Annotated in this window: 23 protein-coding genes; 12 read left to right on the top strand and 11 right to left on the bottom strand. The window is 63.4% G+C overall.

Annotated elements, in window-relative coordinates:
• Positions 1-171: 171 nt before the first annotated feature.
• Both CH262_RS17600 and CH262_RS17595 read right to left on the bottom strand, forming a co-directional pair.
• The gene (locus CH262_RS17600) at positions 172-483 is read right to left on the bottom strand and encodes an AzlD domain-containing protein (RefSeq protein WP_032385301.1); all 312 of its coding nucleotides are present in this window, start codon (positions 481-483) and stop codon (positions 172-174) included.
• Positions 480-1,178 (bottom strand): AzlC family ABC transporter permease, encoded by a 699-nt coding sequence (locus CH262_RS17595; RefSeq protein ID WP_032385302.1) that lies wholly within the window; start codon positions 1,176-1,178, stop codon positions 480-482. The genes CH262_RS17600 and CH262_RS17595 overlap by 4 nt, the downstream gene beginning before the upstream one ends.
• A gap of 66 nt (positions 1,179-1,244) precedes the next feature.
• Here CH262_RS17595 and CH262_RS17590 point away from each other — a divergent pair, with 66 nt between their 5' ends.
• Both CH262_RS17590 and CH262_RS17585 read left to right on the top strand, forming a co-directional pair.
• A complete protein-coding gene (locus CH262_RS17590) occupies positions 1,245-1,802 on the top strand; it encodes a helix-turn-helix domain-containing protein (RefSeq protein ID WP_032385303.1) in 558 nt (185 codons plus the stop codon).
• A gap of 167 nt (positions 1,803-1,969) precedes the next feature.
• Positions 1,970-2,797, top strand: coding sequence for an SDR family oxidoreductase (locus CH262_RS17585; RefSeq protein ID WP_032385304.1), 828 nt, complete (start codon positions 1,970-1,972; stop codon positions 2,795-2,797).
• Position 2,798: 1 nt separating this feature from the next.
• Here CH262_RS17585 and CH262_RS17580 read toward each other — a convergent pair whose 3' ends face one another.
• From CH262_RS17580 to CH262_RS17565, 4 genes are all read right to left on the bottom strand, one after another.
• Entirely contained in the window at positions 2,799-3,407 is a 609-nt protein-coding gene (locus tag CH262_RS17580) for a response regulator transcription factor (protein WP_032385305.1), read from the bottom strand.
• A complete protein-coding gene (locus tag CH262_RS17575) occupies positions 3,404-4,549 on the bottom strand; it encodes a sensor histidine kinase (protein WP_032385306.1) in 1,146 nt (381 codons plus the stop codon). The genes CH262_RS17580 and CH262_RS17575 overlap by 4 nt, the downstream gene beginning before the upstream one ends.
• 73 nt (positions 4,550-4,622) lie before the next feature.
• On the bottom strand, positions 4,623-5,405 hold the full coding sequence (locus tag CH262_RS17570; RefSeq protein WP_032385307.1) for an ABC transporter permease: 783 nt from the start codon (positions 5,403-5,405) through the stop codon (positions 4,623-4,625).
• 9 nt (positions 5,406-5,414) lie between these two features.
• Entirely contained in the window at positions 5,415-6,362 is a 948-nt protein-coding gene (locus CH262_RS17565) for an ABC transporter ATP-binding protein (RefSeq protein ID WP_080731804.1), read from the bottom strand.
• 273 nt (positions 6,363-6,635) lie between these two features.
• Between CH262_RS17565 and CH262_RS17560 the strand changes: the two genes are divergently transcribed.
• Complete coding sequence (locus CH262_RS17560; RefSeq protein ID WP_032385308.1) at positions 6,636-7,166, top strand: hypothetical protein; 531 nt, start codon at positions 6,636-6,638, stop codon at positions 7,164-7,166.
• Here the strand turns inward: CH262_RS17560 and CH262_RS17555 are convergent.
• Both CH262_RS17555 and CH262_RS17550 read right to left on the bottom strand, forming a co-directional pair.
• The gene (locus tag CH262_RS17555) at positions 7,150-7,536 is read right to left on the bottom strand and encodes a hypothetical protein (RefSeq protein WP_032385309.1); all 387 of its coding nucleotides are present in this window, start codon (positions 7,534-7,536) and stop codon (positions 7,150-7,152) included. The two genes, CH262_RS17560 and CH262_RS17555, sit on opposite strands and share 17 nt — an antisense overlap.
• Before the next feature lie 25 nt (positions 7,537-7,561).
• Positions 7,562-8,116, bottom strand: a complete 555-nt coding sequence (locus CH262_RS17550) for a DUF3558 family protein (RefSeq protein ID WP_094718058.1) — start codon at positions 8,114-8,116, stop codon at positions 7,562-7,564.
• Positions 8,117-8,505: 389 nt separating this feature from the next.
• Here CH262_RS17550 and CH262_RS17545 point away from each other — a divergent pair, with 389 nt between their 5' ends.
• The 5 genes from CH262_RS17545 to galK all read left to right on the top strand — a co-directional run bounded on the left by CH262_RS17545 (position 8,506) and on the right by galK (position 13,292).
• Positions 8,506-9,771 (top strand): reverse transcriptase family protein, encoded by a 1,266-nt coding sequence (locus CH262_RS17545; RefSeq protein ID WP_256988857.1) that lies wholly within the window; start codon positions 8,506-8,508, stop codon positions 9,769-9,771.
• A 38-nt stretch (positions 9,772-9,809) separates the two neighbouring features.
• A complete protein-coding gene (locus CH262_RS17540) occupies positions 9,810-10,085 on the top strand; it encodes a YrhK family protein (RefSeq protein ID WP_032385312.1) in 276 nt (91 codons plus the stop codon).
• Between the two features lie 89 nt (positions 10,086-10,174).
• Positions 10,175-10,990, top strand: coding sequence for a DeoR/GlpR family DNA-binding transcription regulator (locus CH262_RS17535; RefSeq protein WP_094718057.1), 816 nt, complete (start codon positions 10,175-10,177; stop codon positions 10,988-10,990).
• A gap of 23 nt (positions 10,991-11,013) precedes the next feature.
• Positions 11,014-12,129 carry a galactose-1-phosphate uridylyltransferase gene (gene galT, locus CH262_RS17530; RefSeq protein WP_094718119.1) on the top strand — a complete coding sequence of 372 codons (1,116 nt, stop codon included), beginning with the start codon at positions 11,014-11,016 and terminating at the stop codon, positions 12,127-12,129.
• Entirely contained in the window at positions 12,069-13,292 is a 1,224-nt protein-coding gene (gene galK, locus CH262_RS17525; RefSeq protein WP_094718056.1) for a galactokinase, read from the top strand. The genes galT and galK overlap by 61 nt, the downstream gene beginning before the upstream one ends.
• 6 nt (positions 13,293-13,298) lie before the next feature.
• On the opposite strand, the gene CH262_RS17520 is transcribed toward galK, so the two are convergent.
• Positions 13,299-13,949, bottom strand: coding sequence for a cutinase family protein (locus tag CH262_RS17520; RefSeq protein WP_027494901.1), 651 nt, complete (start codon positions 13,947-13,949; stop codon positions 13,299-13,301).
• 379 nt (positions 13,950-14,328) lie between these two features.
• On the opposite strand from CH262_RS17520, the gene CH262_RS17510 reads away from it, so the two are divergent.
• Positions 14,329-15,162, top strand: coding sequence for a MerR family transcriptional regulator (locus CH262_RS17510; RefSeq protein WP_032385316.1), 834 nt, complete (start codon positions 14,329-14,331; stop codon positions 15,160-15,162).
• Here CH262_RS17510 and CH262_RS28170 read toward each other — a convergent pair.
• Complete coding sequence (locus tag CH262_RS28170) at positions 15,150-15,332, bottom strand: hypothetical protein (RefSeq protein ID WP_027494898.1); 183 nt, start codon at positions 15,330-15,332, stop codon at positions 15,150-15,152. The two genes, CH262_RS17510 and CH262_RS28170, sit on opposite strands and share 13 nt — an antisense overlap.
• A gap of 194 nt (positions 15,333-15,526) precedes the next feature.
• Between CH262_RS28170 and CH262_RS17500 the strand changes: the two genes are divergently transcribed.
• The 3 genes from CH262_RS17500 to CH262_RS17490 are packed head-to-tail and all read left to right on the top strand — an operon-like array spanning position 15,527 to position 18,224.
• Positions 15,527-16,801 carry a sensor histidine kinase gene (locus tag CH262_RS17500; protein WP_218829307.1) on the top strand — a complete coding sequence of 425 codons (1,275 nt, stop codon included), beginning with the start codon at positions 15,527-15,529 and terminating at the stop codon, positions 16,799-16,801.
• Positions 16,792-17,448: a response regulator transcription factor gene (locus tag CH262_RS17495; protein ID WP_094718053.1), complete on the top strand. Its 657-nt coding sequence runs from the start codon at positions 16,792-16,794 to the stop codon at positions 17,446-17,448. Before CH262_RS17500 ends, CH262_RS17495 begins: the two co-directional genes overlap by 10 nt.
• Positions 17,445-18,224 (top strand): DUF4097 family beta strand repeat-containing protein, encoded by a 780-nt coding sequence (locus CH262_RS17490; RefSeq protein ID WP_094718052.1) that lies wholly within the window; start codon positions 17,445-17,447, stop codon positions 18,222-18,224. The genes CH262_RS17495 and CH262_RS17490 overlap by 4 nt, the downstream gene beginning before the upstream one ends.
• Here the strand turns inward: CH262_RS17490 and CH262_RS17485 are convergent.
• Positions 18,218-19,438 (bottom strand): FAD-binding domain-containing protein, encoded by a 1,221-nt coding sequence (locus CH262_RS17485; protein WP_094718051.1) that lies wholly within the window; start codon positions 19,436-19,438, stop codon positions 18,218-18,220. The genes CH262_RS17490 and CH262_RS17485 overlap by 7 nt on opposite strands.
• Positions 19,439-19,470 lie beyond the last annotated feature (32 nt).

Below are 19,470 nucleotides of genomic sequence, written 5' to 3'. Positions count from 1 at the left end.
GGTCAGTAAGCGAGGTCGCCCAGGTGGCAATGGGCTCGTTGTCGTGTAGGTAGTCCGCGAAGGGGCGATGGCTGTCACCGGTGTTCCCGATCCGATGCACTCGATGTGACATTTGGTGGACTTTTCGGGGGTCAATGTCACATCTAGTGGACTCGGGGTGCCGCGGTTCGGTCAGGCGACACCGAACCAGCGGAGGGAAGCGGTGGTTGCGGCAGCCGCGATCACGATGACGACGAAGGGTGCTTTGCGCCAGGCGAGGATTCCGGCGACGGTGACGCCGATGGGGGCTGCGAAGCCCGCGAAGTCCTTGCCCACGAGCAGGGTCGAGGTGGCGATGAGGGCTACGAACACGACGGCGACCGAGGTGGACATGACGCGGTCGATGCGGGGCGAGATGGTCATGCGCGAGCGCAGGGCCGGGCCGATGAGGCGGAGCGCGAAGGTGCCGACGATCATGGCGATCAGGGGAATCGTGAGGCTCATGCGGATTCCTTGCGTGCGGCGGGCTTGGTGGACAGCAGTGCGGGGACCACGGCGATCAGCGAGAGGAGCACCGGCAGTCCGCTCGGTAGGAACATCGACGCTGCCAGGGCGATCCCTGCGCCGACGAGTGCGGCATTGCGCGTGCCCCGATCTCGGAGCGCAGGCATGATCAGTCCGAGCAGGATTGCCGGAAATGCGGCGTCGAGTCCGAGTGCGGCGGTATCGGTGATTGCGCCACCACCGAGAGTGCCGATCACCACCCCGATGTTCCAGGTGACGAACAGTCCGATTCCGCACAGCCAGAACGCTGTTCGACGCCGTCCTTCGTCTTCTTCGGCGACGCTGAATGCGACCGCTTCGTCGGTGATCAGGTGGGTGCCGAGCAGTCGCTTCCATGGCGAGACGTTGTCGAAAACGGATCCTATGGAGAATCCGAGCGGTACGAGCCGTGTGTTTGCAAGCAACGCGCTCGCCACGGCGGCGACGGGGTTGCCGCCGACGGCCAGGATGCCGACGAAGATGAATTGGGAGGAGCCCGCGAAGACCACCAGGGACATCACTACCGGTAGCCACAGTGGCAGGTCGGCGGCTACGGCGATGGCACCGAACGAGGCCCCGACCAAGGCGTCGGCCAGACAGACCAACGCGATGTCGCGGATGTTGACCCCCTGCAGGGTTCGCCATGTCGAACGCATGGTCGTTATAGTGGACGATGTTAGGCTGTTCGTCAAATCAAACGAACGTACCGATGGAGTGAACGAATGGCGGACGCCGGACCACCGATCGCGGCCATCGCTGCTGCTCTGCAGCAGGAGCGACGACGCGTCGGCCTCTCGCTGGCTGAGGTGGCGCGTCGTGCGGGTATCGCTAAATCGACTCTGTCGCAACTGGAATCGGGGACGGGTAACCCGAGTCTGGAAACTCTGTGGGCCCTCAGCGTCACCCTGGACGTGCCGTTCTCCAGACTGGTCGAGCCCGCGAAGCAGTCGGTCCGCCTGATCCGTGCGGGCGAGGGGCCAAGATTTGCGTCGGACCGGGCGGACTACTCCGCGACGCTGCTGGCGTCGTCTCCGCCGAACGCGCGACGAGACATCTATCTGGTCAGCGCGGACGTCGGCGAGCCGAGGCGCTCGGACCCTCATTCGCCCGGTGTGGTCGAGCACGTTGTGCTCAGCGCTGGACGAGCCCTGGTGGGGCCAGTGGGCGAGGCAGTCGAGCTGGCACCCGGCGACTATGTCGCCTACCCCGGCGACGCGCTGCACATCTTCGAGGCGCTGGAGCGTAACACCATGGCGGTGATGATCACCGAACACAGCTGACGTGCGGGGAATAGTCGGCGACGGCGCCTCGTTGGACTCTTTCGACGGCGTTCGCTTGGCAAGCCCCGGGCCTCACCCCATTTGTCGCTTCGAGCGACCACTCGCCGAGAGGCGTTTGCAGCGGACGTCGTCCTTACTTTTGTCCGTGTAGCGAAGGGACGAGATTCATGACAGCCAAGACGTGGTTCATCACCGGCACCTCCAAGGGATTCGGGCGGGAGTGGGCGATCGCGGCACTCGACCGTGGCGATCGGGTCGCAGCGACTGCTCGCAACACAGACACCTTGAAAGATCTCGTCGAACAGTACGGCGATGCGATTCTGCCTATCGAACTCGACGTGAACGATCGCGCCGCCGACTTCGCGGCAGTCCAACAGGCCTACGACAAGTTCGGTTCACTCGACATCGTCATCAACAACGCCGGCTACGGCCAGTTCGGCATGATCGAGGAACTCTCCGAGGAAGATGCTCGGGCGCAGATCGAGACGAACGTCTTCGGAGCGCTATGGGTTACGCAGGCGGCGCTGCCGTTCATGCGTGAGCAGGGGAGTGGCCACATCTTGCAGGTGTCGTCCATCGGCGGAATCTCAGCATTCCCGAATGTCGGTGCGTACCACGCCTCGAAGTGGGCGCTCGAAGGATTCAGCCAGGCATTGGCGCAGGAGGTCGAGGACTTCGGTATCCACGTGACGCTCATCGAGCCGGGTGGGTTCTCCACCGACTGGTCCGGCCCGTCTGCCAAGAAGTCCACCGACATCGCCGCGTACGACCCGATTCGGGAGAAGGCCGCCGAACTGCGGAGTGCAAGGCAGGCAACTCCTGGCGATCCGGTAGCTACGCGTTCGGCGCTGCTCAAGGTCGTCGACGCCGAAAAGCCGCCGCTGCGAGTCTTTTTCGGAGAAGCACCGCTCCAGATCGCGAGGACGGACTACGAATCACGCCTGGCCAACTGGCGCGAATGGCAGCCCGTGGCCGTCGAAGCACACGGAGGCTGACCTAAAGCCACCCGTTCTCACGCGCGGACTTGATCGCTTCGAGTCGGCTGCTTGCGTCCAACTTGGTGATGATGCTCGAGAGATAATTGCGCACCGTTCCGGGGCTGAGAAACAAGCGTTCGCCGATCTGCTTGGTGGACAACCCTTGATCGACGAGCCTCAACACGTCGAGCTCGCGGTCACGCAAGGGATTCGGCCCCGCCCGCAACGCTTCGGCAGCCAAGGCCGGATCGATGACGGTGTGTTTCGAGAACACCGCCTTGATACCGGCGAAGAGGTGCACCGCGTCCGTGCTCTTGAGGAGATACCCGTTCGCTCCCGCGGCCAAAGCGTCGTGCACATGCCCGCTGCCGGGTAGGGCAGTCAGCAGCAGCACCGGGGTGCGATCGTTCATTGCTCGAAGGGCAGCCGTGGCCGCGATGCCCGTCATACCGGGCATGTCGATGTCCATCAGGACGAGGTCCGGCCGCAAGCGATCTACGGCATCGCATACTTCGTCTCCTCGGGACACTCGTCCGACCACCTCGATGTCCGGGTCGGTGGACAACAACACCTCGAAGGCTTCGGCCAGTAGAGCGACGTCCTCGGCAAGCAACACGGTGATCGTCATACGTCTGCCTTTGCCCTCGGGATGGTGGCCACGACTCGAAACTCGGTACCCGCTGCCGTCTTGCCGGCTGTGAATCTGCCTCCGACGGCCTCGACCTGGCGGGTCAGTGCAGCGATCCCGGTTCCCGTACCTGCGTCGGTCTCCTCACGGGTGACGCCGTCGTTGGTGAACTCGAAGACGTCGCAGTTCTTCTCAGCGGTGACTCGAACGGTGCACCTGCGTGGGTGAGCATGCTTGAGCATGTTGGTGGACGATTCGCGTACGACGGCGGCGAAGATGCGGTCCACGTCGCTGACCGGCGGGGCTTCCACCGAGGTAAGGCAGTCGATGCCCAGCCGGGCACACATCGCTTCGACGGCTGCCAGCTCCGACACGAAGTCGTCGAGGATGGGTCCGCTGGTAATCCTCCGCAGATCCGCCTGACCACTGTTGAGAACGTCGTGCACATGCCCCAGCTGCTCACGGGCCTTCTCCGGCTGGTTCTCGAACATCTGCAGTGCAGCCTGATTGCGTAGCTGCGCGGTCACCAGAGTGCGGCCTATGACGTCATGCAAATCCCGCGAAATCCTATGTCGCTCAGCATCGACGAGCAGCCTGGCAACCTGTTCACGAGACGCCCGCAAAGCGTCGAGTGCCAGTGCAAGCTCGGTGAGTACGATCAGCACCACAGTCGTACACGTGTTGAACAACGTGATTCCGAACGCCTCTAGGGGCTCAGCGCGGTCCACGCCGACAGTGACAACGGTCGCAATGACGAACACACCGCCGACGACGGCTGGTGCCCAGCGCCCACGTACCAAGGTCGCCGCGATCGCCACCGACATCGCGCTCATCTCCCAGACCTCGGAAAGCGGGACGAGGACGATGCCGAGCGGAATGGCGATCCATGCCGCCACCGTCAGCCGTGAATCGACGCGTCCCAGTACCGACATGCGTTGTGCCAGCACCAGGATCACCGCAATGAAGACGACCATCGCTGCGGCCAGGAGAGCAAGCCCGTATCCGATGCTTTCCCGGTGATCGAACACCGTTGTCAGTGAAATGAACGTGAACAGCGCGACGACGAACCAACTCGCAATGAACGCGACCAACGCGCTGGGGAACCGCTCGTTGCGTCGGGCATCGGTTTTCTGCGTGGTCACTGCTGTCACTTTCTCCGGTGAGGAACCCACACTATCGACGACGCCTCCGCGCTGGGCAACCGTGACCTGTATGTCACTGGCGGCCGGTCGCCCCAGCGAATCGTCGGACGGCGGCGAAGGAGAATCCGAAGAACCAGGCTGCGACGTTGATGAGGGCACCTGCGAGCGAGGCGTGAGATCCGTCGAGGTTGTAGCCGTCGGTCAGCGCGTAGCGGGCCAACGTCGCCACACCGTAAAGCGGTGTCACCTGTGCGACGGCGAGCATGCCGCCAGAAAGCGGGATGAAGATGTTGCCGAGGAAGGCGAGGCCGGTCATGACGACGCCAGGAACGTGGGTGACGACCTCGGGTGGCAGCAGCATCCCCAGCACAAGGCCGAGGGCGGAGAAGATGGCAGATCCGATCCAGGCCACGACGAGGCCGGTGATCCACACGATCGCGTCGGCGCGGGCTCCGGTGAGTGCTCCGAGGATGCCGACCACGATGACCGGGATGGCCGCGTACACCTGGCAGGCGATGATGCGCGATGCGACGTAGCCGCCGGCACCCAAGGGCGACAGGCGAATTGTCCGCAGCCAGCCGTTGGCTTTCTCGTTCGAGATGCCCGCGGCCCGCGAGATGGTGCCGATCGACGCACCGTAGACGGCGATTCCGATCATCATCCAGGCCTGAAAGTTGCCGTGCGGCAAATCGACTCCGGCGCTGGGTTCCACGACGCGGAACAGGGCGAGGTAGAGAACGGCGGGCAGCGCGACGGTGAAGATCAGATTCTGTGGGGTGATCTGCCTGCGGATGTCGTGCAGGACGAACGTGGGGTGTAGTCCGCGGCGGGGGCGTAGTGAGGTCGTAGTGGTCATCGGATGTCCTCAATTCTGGTGAGTGCGGTCGGTCAGCGCCGAGAATGCTTCGTCGAGTGAGGCCGACACGATCGCGATATCTGTCGCGGAGGTCGACGTGCTCAGTGCGCGCACCACGGGGTCGGTATCGGTGCAGACGAATCGGAACCGGCCGTTGGCGAGTTCCTGCAGTCGCGAGCCGGTCTGCCCTGCAACGAATTCGGCCTCGGAGCGTGGCAGGTTGGCGTCGACGGTCCGATTGGAGACGGTGGCCTTGATCTGGGCCACCGTGCCGTCGGCGACGAGGGCACCGTCGACGATGACGACGATTCGATCGGCGAAGTCCTGTGCCTCTTCGAGGTAGTGGGTTGCGAACATGACGGTCGTGCCGTTGGCTGCCTGCGCGCGCATCGCCTGCCAGAAGTGCTTGCGCGCAGTGACATCCATGCCGGCGGTCGGCTCGTCGAGCAGCAGTAGCTCGGGGTTGGAGAGCAATGCGAGGGCGAACCGCACCTTCTGCTGTTCGCCACCAGAGCATTTCGATACACGTCGATTCACCAGTTCACCGAGCCCGGCGCGGGTGATCGCGGCGGCAGGATCGGCCCCGATGTACAGCGAGCCCATCATCGCGACCAGTGCTCCGACAGTGACGTCCGGCAACAGTCCACCGGACTGCAGTACCGCTGCGCTGCGTCCTGTCGACGCGGCGGTCAGCGGATCGGTGCCGAGCACCTCGATGGTGCCGCCGTCCGGTTCGGTGAGCCCGAGGATCATGTCGATCGTCGTGCTCTTGCCTGCGCCGTTCGGCCCGAGGAACGCCACAACCTGCCCGCGGGGAATCGAGAGGTTCAACTCGCGAACGGCGCGGAACTTCGAGCCCGTGGAGTCGCTGAACGACTTGTGGATACCGGTGGCGTGTACCGCGAGTGCTGTCTCGGTACCCACCGCCTCGGTCCGAGTCGAATTCTGCGTGATCATCTGCAATTCCCTTCGCTCTTTCGTCTGTGGATCTTCAGCCGTGTTCCTCGGCGACACATCAGACTCTTCACTGCGACGAAAGTGCTGGTCAACGGCAAACAGGACGTCGTTTCCGGTGTCATGGCGAACTGCTGACAACTGTCACGTGCAACTACGGACCAGGTGTCACGTAAGTGCCCCGATGCTGGGATTCACGCCCCTCGTGGGAATCCACACCTCGTCTACGGGGTGTGCTCGACGACGGAGGTCGTGGATTGGCTCTACCGTGGCTGAATGGAATTCGGATTCGACGCGGGAGCGTATGCGGTGCGTGAGGTCGACGGCAGGGATAGTCCCGAGGACTTCCTCGCCGTGTTCAACAGCAATCCTCAGTTCCTCGACGCGAGTACGTTGCACACCGGAGTCACCGCCTTCACCGTCGAGGATGTCGAGAAGTTCCTCTGGCACAACACGGTCATGGAGAACTCTCACTGCGTGGTGATCGGGGCAGCGGACCGAATCGTGGGCGTGATGACACTGCTGGCTCCGCATCCCCGCGAAGGTCAACCGTGGGTGGGGAGTCTGATCGTCGACGGGGAACTGGAGCATGACCGGGTGGCGAATCCGGTGCTGGCGGAGCTCGAGCGCATTCTCGAAACACAGGGGTGGACCCATGTGTTCGTGGGTCCGATGGTGAGCATGGTCGAGAGCATCGGATGGTGGCGTTCCCGCGGTTACGCACCCATCGAACGGCGTCTGGACAACGACAAACGCGAAGTCGAGGTCCACCGAAAAGTGTTGGCGTCTCTCAGTTCTCCGGGGTGAGCGCGGTGATGTTCGACGACGTCAGATCATCGGTATCGGTCGTCTCGTCGAAGTAGCGACGGAAGAGCATGCGCATCGATTCGATGACGTCGATGTGCTGCTGAAGAATGACGTCGAGTGACGTGTCTTTGCCGGCCGCCAGGCGAGCGAACCGACGTTGTAGGTCCTGAGCAGATTTCATGTCGCCCCAGCTCTTGGTCTCCGACAGTTTGCGGGCATCAGCTTGCATTTTCTCGAGGTGCGCAAGATAGACATCGCAGGCAGCGTCGCACTTGGCGGCGACGTCTGCAGGAATGATCAGTGTCCCAGCTTCAGCTAAAGCGTTGAGTCCTTGCCAGTGGGTGATCAAATCAGGCGGCGACTCGGACATAGTTTGCACCCTTCGGTTCTGAGGGTCAGGCAGGAAGTTGGGACTCGAGGAGTGTGACTACGGAATTGAGCTCGATACATGGTTCGTACGGCGGGTCGTCGACACGTCCGGCAGTGACCAGAGTCGCCCTGACCAGTTGTGCTCCCGCGGCAAAGGCAACACCGCAGTTTCGGGACGAGTCAGCAGACAGTTGCTGGTACTGGGTGGCGTCACGTGCGCCCACTCGGACGGATTGAAGGCGGTCGAAGTAACTCGGATCGTCGATGTAGTCGATACTCGCAATCCCCACGAAGAGCGAGAAGAAGTATTTGCTGCTGGGCGGCTGACTCTCCCAGCCGCAGATCTTGAATCCGTTTTGATCGCGTCCGAACACCCCCGACTCCTTGGTGGCCGTGTTCAATCCCGCCTGCTCGATGGCGTCGTCGGGGATGGTGCATGGATCCCAGGGCGTCGGTGCTGCGACGGCCGTGCTGGTTGTTGCGATGACTTCTGGGACTGCAGTACCGTCTTGGCCCGTCGAACATGCGTTGAGCAGGAGCAGACCTACTGCGATTGCCGCCCATCGACTGTTTCGATGCATGTGCACTGTCCTTTCCCAAGAGCCCATCTACGGGTTGGACGCAACGGAGTCGGCGCTGGTTCCGTTCACCTGCTCCGGACTCGAGAGCTCCGGCTCGTAATCGAGCAACTCACGAGAACTTCAAAACCCGACCGGTCGGTCGAACCAGCGAGTCATCCCGCTGACAGATCGGCCTCGATTTGGCATGGTGGACGGATGCAGCGGCGCGTGGGCGAGAGTTGGTCCGCGGGACCGGTCTCAGGGGTAACCCCTGGGTACATATTGAGAATCGAGCACTGCGTCCGAAGCTGGTCTGCACGCTACGCGTGCTTGGCAGCTCCGAGGACGAAAGATTTCGGTCGCCGCGCGCCGCTGCATTCTCTCGCTCGAGACCCGTTGGAGCGATCGACGTGAACGACCGCGAACTGTCTCCGCGCGCCGCCGCAACCCTGGCTCGTTTGGCTGCAGACGCAGAGTGGACGCAATCGGGGCTCGAGGAGGCGTTCTCTCGGTTCATGCCGGCCAAGGCCTCGAGGTTGGCCGATCGAATCATCGACCTGTACCCGAGTCCGCCGTTCGACGAGGCGTCGATATTCGTTCTGCTGCGCGATCTTCCGTTGATTACGCAGCCGTCGAAGTTACAGCGATCGCCGATACGTGGCCGTGTCGTACCCTGGCGGTTCGAGGTGCCTCGCTACGAGACGACGGGCCAGCTCGCGCAATCACTGGATCTGACCATTTCCGAAATCGAGTGGTTTGCCGACCTGCAGGGGAGGCTGCGTACTGCACCGTTTCCCCTGCAGCACTATCGATCTGCTCGTCTCGACAAGCGCCACGGCGTCCGTCTGCTCGAGGTGCCCAAACCGCGCTTGCGCGAGATTCAGCGAAAGATACTGCACCGCATCCTGGATCGAATTCCGCCACATCCCGCCGCGCACGGTTTTCGTAAAGGGCGGAGCCCCCGCACGTTCGCGACGCCCCACGCCGAGCGTGAGGTGGTGGTCTCGGTCGACTTACGTCGTTTCTTTCCGTCCATCGGGTTCGATCGAGTGGTGGCGATCTTCGAGGCCGTCGGCTATCCCAGAAAAGTTGCGGCGAATCTTGCCGCGCTGTGCACAACGGTCACCCCGGCCGGCGAATTGACGGGCATGGACCGCGCGACGGCGGCGAGGCTTCGCACCACCCACTTGCCGCAGGGCGCACCGACGTCGCCCGCCCTGGCCAACCTGGCTGCCCGCCAACTCGATATTCGAGCTGCCGGGCTCGCCCGCACCATGGGTGCCCGGTATACCCGCTACGCCGACGACCTGGCGTTCTCCGGTCCGGCAGACCTCGACGTCGTCAAGTTGCTGTGGGTGCTGTCCCAGATTGTGCACGACGAGGACTTCACGATTCATCCCGACAAAACCCGAGTACGGCGCGCGCATCAACGCCAACAGCTCACCGGGCTGGTGGTCAATGCGTGGCCCGCAGTTCCGCGAGAGGAGTACGACAACCTCAGAGCGTTATTGCACAACTGCATCGGTAGCGGTGCAGCCCAACAGAATCGGGACGATCTGACCGACTTCCGCGCCCATGTGTACGGACGTATCGCGCGGATCGGCGAGACCAGCGAGACACGTCGTCGGAAATTGCTCGAGATGGCAGCCCGGGTCGATTGGGAGGGATCCGGGTAGTCGGACTGGGTACACCGACGTTTTACGAAGGAGCCGCTATGAACGACCTGACCTTCACTATCGGGCACGAGGAGCTGGTGATTCGCCAGCGGTGGGAAGTTGTCAGCATCATCAACGACATTCTCGTTGCGGTCTGGTTCATCGCCGGCAGCATCCTCTTCTTTCAGGAGAGCACGACGGTGATCGGTACGTGGTTCTTCCTGCTGGGGAGTATCGAACTGCTCATCCGTCCCGTGATTCGACTGGCGCGACGGGTGCATCTGACACGGATCGGTCGTGCACGAACCGCGTCCGAGAGCGACGACGACTTCTGACCTCATCGCCGCACCCTGTTCGCTTTTGTTGACATTTGTTGCTACCTGGTGAATGTTGTGTGCATGGAACCAGGTCTGGTGATGGTGTGATGCTCGCCCATCAACGTCAGCAGAAGATTCTGGACCGGGTGCTGTCCGAGGGAGCCGTCACGGTGGCCGCGTTGGGCACTGCTCTGTCGGTGTCCGACATGACCATTCGACGTGACGTCAATGAACTGGTCGCCCAGGGCCTGGTCGAGCGAGTGCATGGCGGCATCACCGCGCCGAGTTCCGCGAGCGCGTTCGAGCCGGGTTTTCCGGTGAAGTCCGAGCAGAGCCGTGACGCCAAGGCCGCCATTGCCCGCGCCGCCGCACGATTGATCCGGCCAGGAACGACCATCGGCATCTCCGGAGGTACGACGACACACGCGCTGGCGCGGGAACTGCTTCGGATACCCGACATCACCGTGGTGACCAACTCCCTGCCCGTCGCCGACGTCCTTCATGCCGGCGGCAGAGCAGACCACACCGTGTTGCTCACCGGAGGCCAACGCACCCCGTCGTACGCACTCGTCGGTCCGTTGGCGGTCGGCGCGTTGCAGACGCTGCACGTCGACATTCTGTTTCTCGGCACGCATGGAGTGGACATCGATGCGGGCCTCACCTGCCCCAATCTGCTGGAGGCACAGACCAATCAGGCCTTCGTCGCCTCGGCTCGACGCGTCGCGGTCCTCGCTGATCACACCAAGTGGGGTGTTCGCGCCCTCGCAACCACCGCTGCGTTGTCGGAGGTGGAGGTGATCGTCACCGATGTCGCTGTGCCCGAACGTATTCGTGACGCGCTCACCGACATCGTCGACGACGTGGTCGTCGCAACCGGCCCCGCCGAATCCAGGCCGACAACTCGAGAAGAGAGCAGTCGATGACCACGCAGGACACCAGCCATCCGATGCGCAAGACCTCGACCACGCTGGCCGACGGTCGAGAATTGATCTATTACGACGACACCGAGCCCTACCTTTCCGGTGGTGCCACCCGGGAGCTGGTGGATTCACGGCCGCTGCCGCCGTCGATGTCGCTCTCGCAGATGAGATTCGACGTTCTCACCGGCGAGTGGATCGTCATGGCTGCCCAGCGGATGGACCGCACGTTCCTGCCTCCCGCCGACCTGTCCCCGTTGGCCCCCAGCCGTCCGGGCCGGCCGGCGACCGAGATCCCGGCCTCGGATTACGACGTCGTGGTGTTCGAGAACCGTTTCCCGTCGTTGGCGGGAAGTGCTGCACAACAAACTCTTCCGGCAGCGGTCGACGGTGAGCCGATGTGGCCATTGGCGGCAGGTACCGGTCGGTGCGAGGTCGTCTGTTTCGCCAGTGATCCCGACGCGTCTTTCGTCTCGCTGGAACTGTCGAGGGTCCGAACGATCATCGACGTGTGGGCAGACCGGACCACGGAGCTCTCGGCGATCGATGGAGTGAAACAGGTGTTCTGCTTCGAGAATCGTGGCAAGGAGATCGGTGTCACCTTGACGCACCCGCACGGCCAAATTTACGCCTACCCCTACCTTCCTCCTCGTACCGATGCCTTGATCAGGCAGTCGCGCAGACACTTCGAGAACACCGGTCGAGTTCTGTTGGCCGATGTACTCGCCGCCGAATTGCGCTCGGGTCGACGGATAGTCGTGGATGTCGAGCATTGGGTGGCGTACGTCCCCGCGGCGTCACGGTGGCCGCTCGAGGTGCATCTTGCTCCGCGCCGCGACGTCGCAGATCTTGCCGAACTGAACGACGCGGAGCGCGACGAGCTGGCCGGCGTCTACCGCGCATTGCTGCGGGGCGTCGACGCATTCTTCGAGGACGTGGACGAGGTGCCCTACATTTCGGCGTGGCACCAGGCCCCCGTCGGATCCGATCGAGAGCTGGGACGACTTCACCTGCAACTGTTCTCGATGATGCGGTCACCGGGCCGGATGAAGTTTCTGGCCGGATCCGAGTCGGCGATGGGCGCATGGATCAACGACACGACTCCCGAGAGAATCGCAGACAGATTGCGCGAGGTGCTGGTGTGAACTGGTTGAGCGTCGTGTCCGAGCAGAGCCTCGCCGACGGTGCTTCGGAGCTGTTCGACACCGCGTTCGGCGGTGAACCGGACGGCGTCTGGTTGGCACCGGGGCGAGTCAACCTGATCGGCGAACACATCGACTACGCAGGAGGTCTGGTGCTGCCGTTCGCGCTGCCCTTCGCCACTGCAGTCGCTGTTCGGCGGCGCGAGGATGCCACGATGCGGGCGGTCTCGACGCACACGGACCAGACGTGGACGGGGCAACTCGGTGACATCGGACCGGGAAGTCCGTCGGGCTGGGCCGCGTACGTGGCGGGCGTTGCCTGGGCGCTGCAGGAACACGGGATAGGCGGAATCGATGTTGCCGTGCACTCCTCGGTACCGGTGGGCTCAGGCCTGTCGAGTTCGGCGGCCCTCGAGTGCTCGTTCGCCTTGGCTCTGAGCGATCTGTTCGATCTGAACGTCGATCGAAAAGCACTGATCGACGCCAGTATTCGGGCCGAAAACGATGTGGCCGGCGCGTCGACCGGGGGCATGGATCAAGCCATCGCGATGCTTGCCGAACGAGGACACGCCCTGCTTCTGGACTGCCTCGACGGGTCGACCCGGCAGATCCCACTGGACGTCGCGGCGTCGGGTGCTCGCATCATGGTGATCGACACCAACGCTCCGCACCGTCTGGTCGACGGCCAGTACGGTGCCCGCCGGGCCGCCCTCGACCGGGCCTACCTGGAGCTGGGTGTGCCGACGCTGCGCGGACTCGACCCCGAGCGGGCGGTATCGGGGCTCACCGATCAGGCTCTCGTTCCCCGAGTTCGTCACGTCACCAGCGAGATACGACGAGTTGAGCGGGCAGTAGCGTTGCTGGACGCCGGTGCCATCGGTACCGAACTCGGCGACCTGATGACGGCGTCACACGTCTCGCTTCGAGACGACTACGAGGTGAGTTCCCCCGAGTTGGACAGCGCCGTCGATGCTGCGCTGCGAGCCGGGGCATACGGGGCCCGTATGACTGGTGGGGGGTTCGGGGGTTCTGCCATTGCGTTGGTTCCGATAGCTCGGGTCGATGCAGTCGCTGAGGAAATCTTCACGAGCGCAGAGCAATCCGGGCTACCGGAACCGACTTTTCTATCCGCAGAACCATCGGGGCCCGCGCACCGATTTCGGTGAGTCGAATCAGCTGCGTACCTGAGCTGCCGCGAACGAGGCACCCTGCGTCGTCGAGCCGTTGGTGCCGTAGGTCAGGTGAGCGAAGGTGTTGAAGCCGCCGATCTGGCACACCGGGTCGCCGAAGTTGCAGAAGCTGTTGGTGCGTGAACCGTATGTGCTGCTGGCTGTTTCGATCTTCCTGCCGGTGAGCCCGAATGGGTTGCCGAACACCACAACGGCCTCGATACGGTCGGCGATCGCGGCCGGAATGACGGCACCGGTGAAGCTGCTGGGAGTGCGCAGACCCACTGCGTTGGTCACCACGGTCGCCCCCTGCGAGTAACCGCCGATCACGAATTTCGTCGACGGGCACGATGCCGCAACGGAATTGAGATGAGCCACGAGGTCGCGAGATCCGGGTCCCGCGCTGGCCTGGGTGAAGTCGGCGGCGTAATTCACGGCGTACGTGCTGACCGAGCGATCCGAGAGTTGCGATTTGACGCTGTTCACGAAGGGAGTTCCCGTGATGCCGAGGCCGGGAAGTTCCCCGGTGCCCCGAGCGAACGAGACGTCCACATCCGAACACGGCGCGGCCGACGCCACTCCGGTGGGAAGCGCCACTGCGGTGGCGGAGATAGCAAGTGCAGCAATGGAATAGGCGATCAGGCGTCTCTTCATGGCGAGTCCTTGTGGGTTCGGGGGAGGAGCATCGAAACGAACCATAACCGCTGCGACGTCGCATTCACAGGGTCGTTCAACATTTGATTACAGACGCCCGGTCGGTTATCGAGGCGGGTCCGGGAGGCCGTATCGGGATGTGTCGGGAATCCACTGCCAAGCCTGGTTTCTCAACGCCTGTTGCGCTACGGTGACCGCTGGGGTGCCGTAGACCTGGCGAATGGCCTGGTCCGAATTTCTGGCGACTATCAGGGAGCGCACTCGATCGATGCGACGACCGGCCAAATCGGTTGATCGGTGCGCGCAGAACGGGTCGAGCCACCGCACGGCGCGCGATACTTGACCCTCACACAGTGTGAGACGGCAGTCTCGGAGGGTCATGTTCAGTATCGGAGAGTTCGCATCGATCGGCCGGGTTTCGGTTCGCATGCTTCGGCATTACGACGAGATCGGGCTGTTGACGCCGGCACGGGTGGATCCGTTCACCGGATATCGGTCGTACGACGGTAGACAGTTCGAGGAGTTGGGACGCATCCTGATGTTCAAGGACCTGGGATTTCGGCTCGACGAGGTGAAGCAGATCGTGCATGCGCAGGTCAGCGAAGACCGATTGCGTCGGATGCTCGTCGCCAAACGTGAAGACGTCGCCCATCGACTCGATCTCGACGCCGCCCGATTGCGTCGGATCGATGCGCGCCTCCGCGCCGTAGAGGGAGAAGATTCGATGATCACCGTGGACACCAAGTCGCTGCCGGCCACCCGCGTCGCCGTCGTTACCGAGAATGCTGCCGGTTACGGGCCACAGAACATCGGCCCGGTGATCGGTCCGATGTACGCCCGGCTCGCGTCGTCTCTGGCACGAGACGGAGTCGAATTCGGACCGTCGTCGATCGCCCTGTACGAGGCCGTCGACGACGGTGACGGCACCGGCATCACGGTGCATGCCGCGTTCGAGATCACCCCCGACGTCGATGCAGGCGAGGACTACGACGTCACCGAGCTACCCGCGATCGACCTCGCGCTGACGACCGTGCACCACGGCTCGATGGCGACGATCGGGGAAACCTGGGAGCAGTTCATGGCCTGGATCGACGCCAACGGTTACGAGCTCTCCGGCATCTGCCGCGAGTACTACCTGGTCTCCGAGCCTGCGCCGCAGGAGAACTGGGTGACGGAGCTGCAGCAGCCGGTCGTCCGGCGTCAGGACGCCTGAGCGAGCTCAACCAGCGCTGTGCACTGGCAGCCGCCGGTGATCTCCTCGCACTCGAGCACCAGGAAGTGGCGAACGTACTCGAGATCCACGCAATCGGGTTCCGTGCATTCCGCACTACCGACTGCGTGGATCACGAGCGTTCCGTGGCAGGTATCGACACTGGCGGACATGGGAACCCTTTCTGTAGTCGTGTACTTTCTTGATATCACCGGCTACCGACAAGTTCGGGAAGCAAAGGGCGTGTTCGACGCCTGAGCTGGGCGAACTCACGTGGACCCGCGCGCCGAGGGTAGGGCTGGCCCTACCTCACCTCGTGGGTTCGCAGTGAGGACGCCCCGGCGACTGCCCACTTAGGCTCATCCGCATGAACCAGGCATTACCGATTCCCCTCAATCCGCTCAGAGCGTGGATTTCGCAGCAGTGGTGGTTGGCAATGGCGTCGCTGTTGGCGACGACGTTCGCCGGACTGGGCGGATGGCTGATCGTAGGTCTGCTCCTGCTCGCGGTGTTCGCGTTGCCGTTCGCCCTCAGCGGTGTGCTCGTCTTCGTGTTCACGATCGTGGTCCTTCGTTGGCTGGACATCGCGGCGCGAGCGGGCATCGACCTGACCAGTGGCATCGAGATCACGAAACCGGACACCATCGTCTATCCGACCAGTTGGCGAAAGTTGGTGTGGTGTGTTCGTGACGTCGGGCTGTGGAAGTCGCTCGTCTACTGGATCATTCGTATTCCGATCTCGGCTGCGCTGCTGTTCTTGCTGCCTGCGCTCTTCCTGGCGCTTCCGGTTCTGGCGGCCGCCCCGGTCGCGTGGTTGGTCACCGATCCCGAGGGCACCGGGTTGGAGATAGCCGAACGAGTGGACTTTCCGCTGGTTGCGGTGATCGGAGTGGCAGCTCTGGTAGTCCTGGTTGCCGGCGTTCCGCCACTGACGACCCTGATTGCCAAGCTCGATTGGTGGAGCGCTGCAGCACTTCTCGGGCAGTCGGAGTCGAGCAAGCGGGTGAACGAGCTGACCGTGAGCCGTGCTCGCGTCGTCGACGCCGCCGATGCCGAGCGGCGACGCATCGAACGAGACCTGCACGACGGTGCCCAGCAACGGCTGGTCTCGGTGGCAATGTCACTGGGGCAAGCGAAGTCTCGCGCATCGGCTACGGACGACGTGGTCTTGAAGGGTTTGCTCGACGACGCACATCGGGAGGCGAAGAACGCGATCGGTGAGATCCGAACGTTGACGCGCGGACTGCATCCCCCGATCCTGACCGATCGCGGACTCGACGCAGCGCTGTCGTCGGTCGCGGCGTTGTCGACAGTTCCGGTGACGATCGACATCGACCCGGCCCTCACCGGCGAGCGACGTCTGAACGCCACCGCCGAGTCGACGGTGTACTTCGTGGTGTCCGAGGCCGTGACCAATGTCGGCAAGCACGCCCACGCCGGAAACGTGCAGGTCGATGTCGCTCGCGGCGAGTCCTCCGTCGCCGTCACCGTGGTCGACGACGGTTGTGGCGGTGCGCATTTCGAGCCCGGCGGCGGATTGGTCGGATTGGCCGACAGGCTCAGCGGAATCGACGGAACCCTGACGGTGACTTCGCCGTCGGGCGGCCCGACACGAGTGGAGGTGACCATCCCGTGCGAGTGATCATTGCCGACGATTCGGTACTGCTACGTGAGGGTGTTGCGCGTTTGTTGGTCGACTCCGGTGCCGAGGTGATCGGAAAAGTTGGTGACGCGGCGCAGCTGTTGACGCTGATGTCGTCCACCGAGCCCCTGCCCGACGTCTGCGTCATCGACGTGCGGATGCCTCCGACTTTTCTCGACGAGGGTCTGCGAGCGGCACTGGTCATTCGTGAGCGTTGGCCCCATGTCGGAGTACTGGTGCTCTCGCAGTACGTGGAGGAAAGGTATGCGGCAGAACTGATTCGGCAGAGCACGGACGGCGTCGGATATCTGCTGAAGGATCGTGTCGCCGATGTGGACGAATTCTCCGACGCGGTGAAAACGGTCGCCGACGGCGGAACTGTCATCGATCCTGAAGTTGTGCAACAGATTCTGGCGCGCGCACCACGTTCGGATCCACTCGACTCGCTGACACCGCGAGAACGAGATGTGCTGACGGCGATGGCCGAAGGTAAGTCCAATGCCGGCATCGCTGCCGCTCTTGTCGTAGGCCAAGCAGCCGTCGAGAAGCACATCGGAAACATCTTCGCCAAACTCGGATTGCTCGGTGACAGTGCGGATCACCGCCGGGTCATGGCAGTCCTACGATACCTGGGAGCTATTCGATGAATCGAATTCCATTGTTGCGCTACACGTTGGCGATCACTACAGCGGCCGTCGTGGTCGGTGCGGCCGGAGCAGGCACCACTGCGGCGATCGCGCTCGGCTTCTCCGTTCCGAAGACTCAGAACTACGACTACTCGGTAGATCACGCGATCGACGGCTCGCAGCTGACCGTGACGACCGGGTTCGCGCACCTGAAGTTCGTGCCCAGTCCCGATGATTCGCTGCATGTTCGAGCGCACGGGATCTACCGAGGGGACGCCCCCACGATCGACGTCGGTGCGGACGGGTCGAGCGTGGCTGTGGAATGTTCCTACGGTAGGTACAAGACGTGTGACGCCGACGTCGAATTGCAGATACCCGCAGGTCTGACCCTCGCGGTGAACGGTGCGGGCGGTGATGTCGTGCTGTCGGATGTCGGTGCAGACGTATCCGTCTCGACAGCGTCGGGGTCGGTGTTCGCTCGTGGATCGGCGGGAGCCATCCGGGTCGACACACGGTTCGGCGACGTGAAGATCAGTGATGCAACTGCGTCCATCGTGGATGTGAGCACGACGTTCGGCGAGATCAGCGTCGAATCGCGTACTGCACCGGAATCGGTCAAGGCGCGCAACGTGATCGGCGATACGACGATCGGGCTTCCGCCCGCCGACTTCTATGCCGTCGACGCGGCATCCGACAAAGGCGACGTCGTCGTCGACGTGATCAACGACCCCAGATCGTCGAAGACGGTCTCCGCCACCAGCGAGGAAGGGCAGATCACGGTGCGGGCACGTCAGTGACTGCGCCGCCACGCACTGAACGACCGGACCGAGGATGTGGTGGGACGCGTCAGCCAGGGCCATGGATGCAATTCGACCGGGGCGATGGCGTCGGCGATGCGAGAGAAACCGGGAACAGGTGCCCAGGTGGCGGCCAGAGACCGTCCGGAAAGCTCCTCCGATACTCGGCCGCGACGTACCTCCAACGGCCGGGTCGACGCGATCTCGCCGAGAGTCTCGGCTAGGAACACCAGTCGCTTTCCGGACAGCCGAAGCTTCTGCAGGAGTGGTTCGTCGAACACGAAGACGGCGGGTCGCTCGAGATTCGCAGCCATGGCGGGGTCTGTGGTGCCGAGCGATTCGGCGGTCAGCCAGACCTGTTCTGCACCATCACCTTCCATGCTCGCAGGGCCCGCGGGTACCGGTGCCTTGTTGAGATCGGGTCCGTCGACTGCCGGTCCGAGATCGTCGTCGGGCCAATTCTCGATGGGGCAGGCGTCTTTCAGCGCGCAGTTGCGGCACAGGGATGGTGCGCGCTTGTTCACCTGCCACCGACTGAAGCCGTACACCTTGCCGCTTCCGGTACCGACCGTCCATTGCCAACCCAGTCGATTGGCCGCCCGTGAGCCGTCGAGCAAGTGGGTGAACATCTCGTCCTCGCCGTCGCGCCATGTCGCGCCGGCACGCACAGCCCATTGGGACGCCAGCCACATGCGTGTTTGGTTGACGAGCCAACCGTCACTGTGCAATTCGCCCACCACCGTGGACATGCAGTTCATCTCGTCGGGCCAGGGTTCGGAAGTCCAGTTGTGCGGTCGTGGTTGTTCACGACGAAGGGATCTCCCCAGATCGGTTCCGACGCGGGCATAGAGGTGGCGGGCGTATTCCTGCCACATGAGTTCGTCCCGGTACCGCGTGCGATCGCGCGCAGGGGCGTCCGCTACGGCGTCCCACACCTCACGGAGAGTGAGCAGACCGTGCCGGATGTACGGCGACATTCGACTGGCTCCACGACGATTCGCAGGAAGGACAGTGCTGCGGTCGCGGGCGTAGCCGGTGATGTCCAGACCGGCCAGCGCCATGTCGGCGGCCGACTGTCCGCCGCGAATGCCGCCGGCGGCAATCCCGTCCGGCCGCTCGAGCGTCAGGTCGCCCAGATGCTCGGCAACCCAGGAAACGACGTCGTCGGTGGTGAAGCCGTCGGCGATCGACGGGGGAGCGGGGAGCTGGGACATGCACCCGGACTTCCCCGTCGGCACGAAAGAGA

This window comes from Rhodococcus sp. 05-2255-1e (genome assembly GCF_002259025.1).
GTDB classification, from domain to species: domain Bacteria; phylum Actinomycetota; class Actinomycetes; order Mycobacteriales; family Mycobacteriaceae; genus Rhodococcoides; species Rhodococcoides fascians.
This window is presented reverse-complemented; position numbering and strand designations above follow the sequence as displayed.

Excerpts from the sequence above, each read along its gene's own strand:
- CH262_RS17600 (WP_032385301.1), bottom strand. The coding sequence starts at position 483 with ATGAGCCTCACGATTCCCCTGATCGCCATGATCGTCGGCACCTTCGCG.
- CH262_RS17595 (WP_032385302.1), bottom strand. The coding sequence starts at position 1,178 with ATGCGTTCGACATGGCGAACCCTGCAGGGGGTCAACATCCGCGACATC.
- CH262_RS17590 (WP_032385303.1), top strand. The coding sequence starts at position 1,245 with ATGGCGGACGCCGGACCACCGATCGCGGCCATCGCTGCTGCTCTGCAG.
- CH262_RS17585 (WP_032385304.1), top strand. The coding sequence starts at position 1,970 with ATGACAGCCAAGACGTGGTTCATCACCGGCACCTCCAAGGGATTCGGG.
- CH262_RS17580 (WP_032385305.1), bottom strand. The coding sequence starts at position 3,407 with ATGACGATCACCGTGTTGCTTGCCGAGGACGTCGCTCTACTGGCCGAA.
- CH262_RS17570 (WP_032385307.1), bottom strand. The coding sequence starts at position 5,405 with ATGACCACTACGACCTCACTACGCCCCCGCCGCGGACTACACCCCACG.
- CH262_RS17565 (WP_080731804.1), bottom strand. The coding sequence starts at position 6,362 with ATGATCACGCAGAATTCGACTCGGACCGAGGCGGTGGGTACCGAGACA.
- CH262_RS17560 (WP_032385308.1), top strand. The coding sequence starts at position 6,636 with ATGGAATTCGGATTCGACGCGGGAGCGTATGCGGTGCGTGAGGTCGAC.
- CH262_RS17555 (WP_032385309.1), bottom strand. The coding sequence starts at position 7,536 with ATGTCCGAGTCGCCGCCTGATTTGATCACCCACTGGCAAGGACTCAAC.
- CH262_RS17550 (WP_094718058.1), bottom strand. The coding sequence starts at position 8,116 with ATGCATCGAAACAGTCGATGGGCGGCAATCGCAGTAGGTCTGCTCCTG.
- CH262_RS17540 (WP_032385312.1), top strand. The coding sequence starts at position 9,810 with ATGAACGACCTGACCTTCACTATCGGGCACGAGGAGCTGGTGATTCGC.
- CH262_RS17535 (WP_094718057.1), top strand. The coding sequence starts at position 10,175 with ATGCTCGCCCATCAACGTCAGCAGAAGATTCTGGACCGGGTGCTGTCC.
- galT (WP_094718119.1), top strand. The coding sequence starts at position 11,014 with ATGCGCAAGACCTCGACCACGCTGGCCGACGGTCGAGAATTGATCTAT.
- galK (WP_094718056.1), top strand. The coding sequence starts at position 12,069 with ATGGATCAACGACACGACTCCCGAGAGAATCGCAGACAGATTGCGCGA.
- CH262_RS17520 (WP_027494901.1), bottom strand. The coding sequence starts at position 13,949 with ATGAAGAGACGCCTGATCGCCTATTCCATTGCTGCACTTGCTATCTCC.
- CH262_RS17510 (WP_032385316.1), top strand. The coding sequence starts at position 14,329 with ATGTTCAGTATCGGAGAGTTCGCATCGATCGGCCGGGTTTCGGTTCGC.
- CH262_RS28170 (WP_027494898.1), bottom strand. The coding sequence starts at position 15,332 with ATGTCCGCCAGTGTCGATACCTGCCACGGAACGCTCGTGATCCACGCA.
- CH262_RS17500 (WP_218829307.1), top strand. The coding sequence starts at position 15,527 with ATGAACCAGGCATTACCGATTCCCCTCAATCCGCTCAGAGCGTGGATT.
- CH262_RS17490 (WP_094718052.1), top strand. The coding sequence starts at position 17,445 with ATGAATCGAATTCCATTGTTGCGCTACACGTTGGCGATCACTACAGCG.
- CH262_RS17485 (WP_094718051.1), bottom strand. The coding sequence starts at position 19,438 with ATGTCCCAGCTCCCCGCTCCCCCGTCGATCGCCGACGGCTTCACCACC.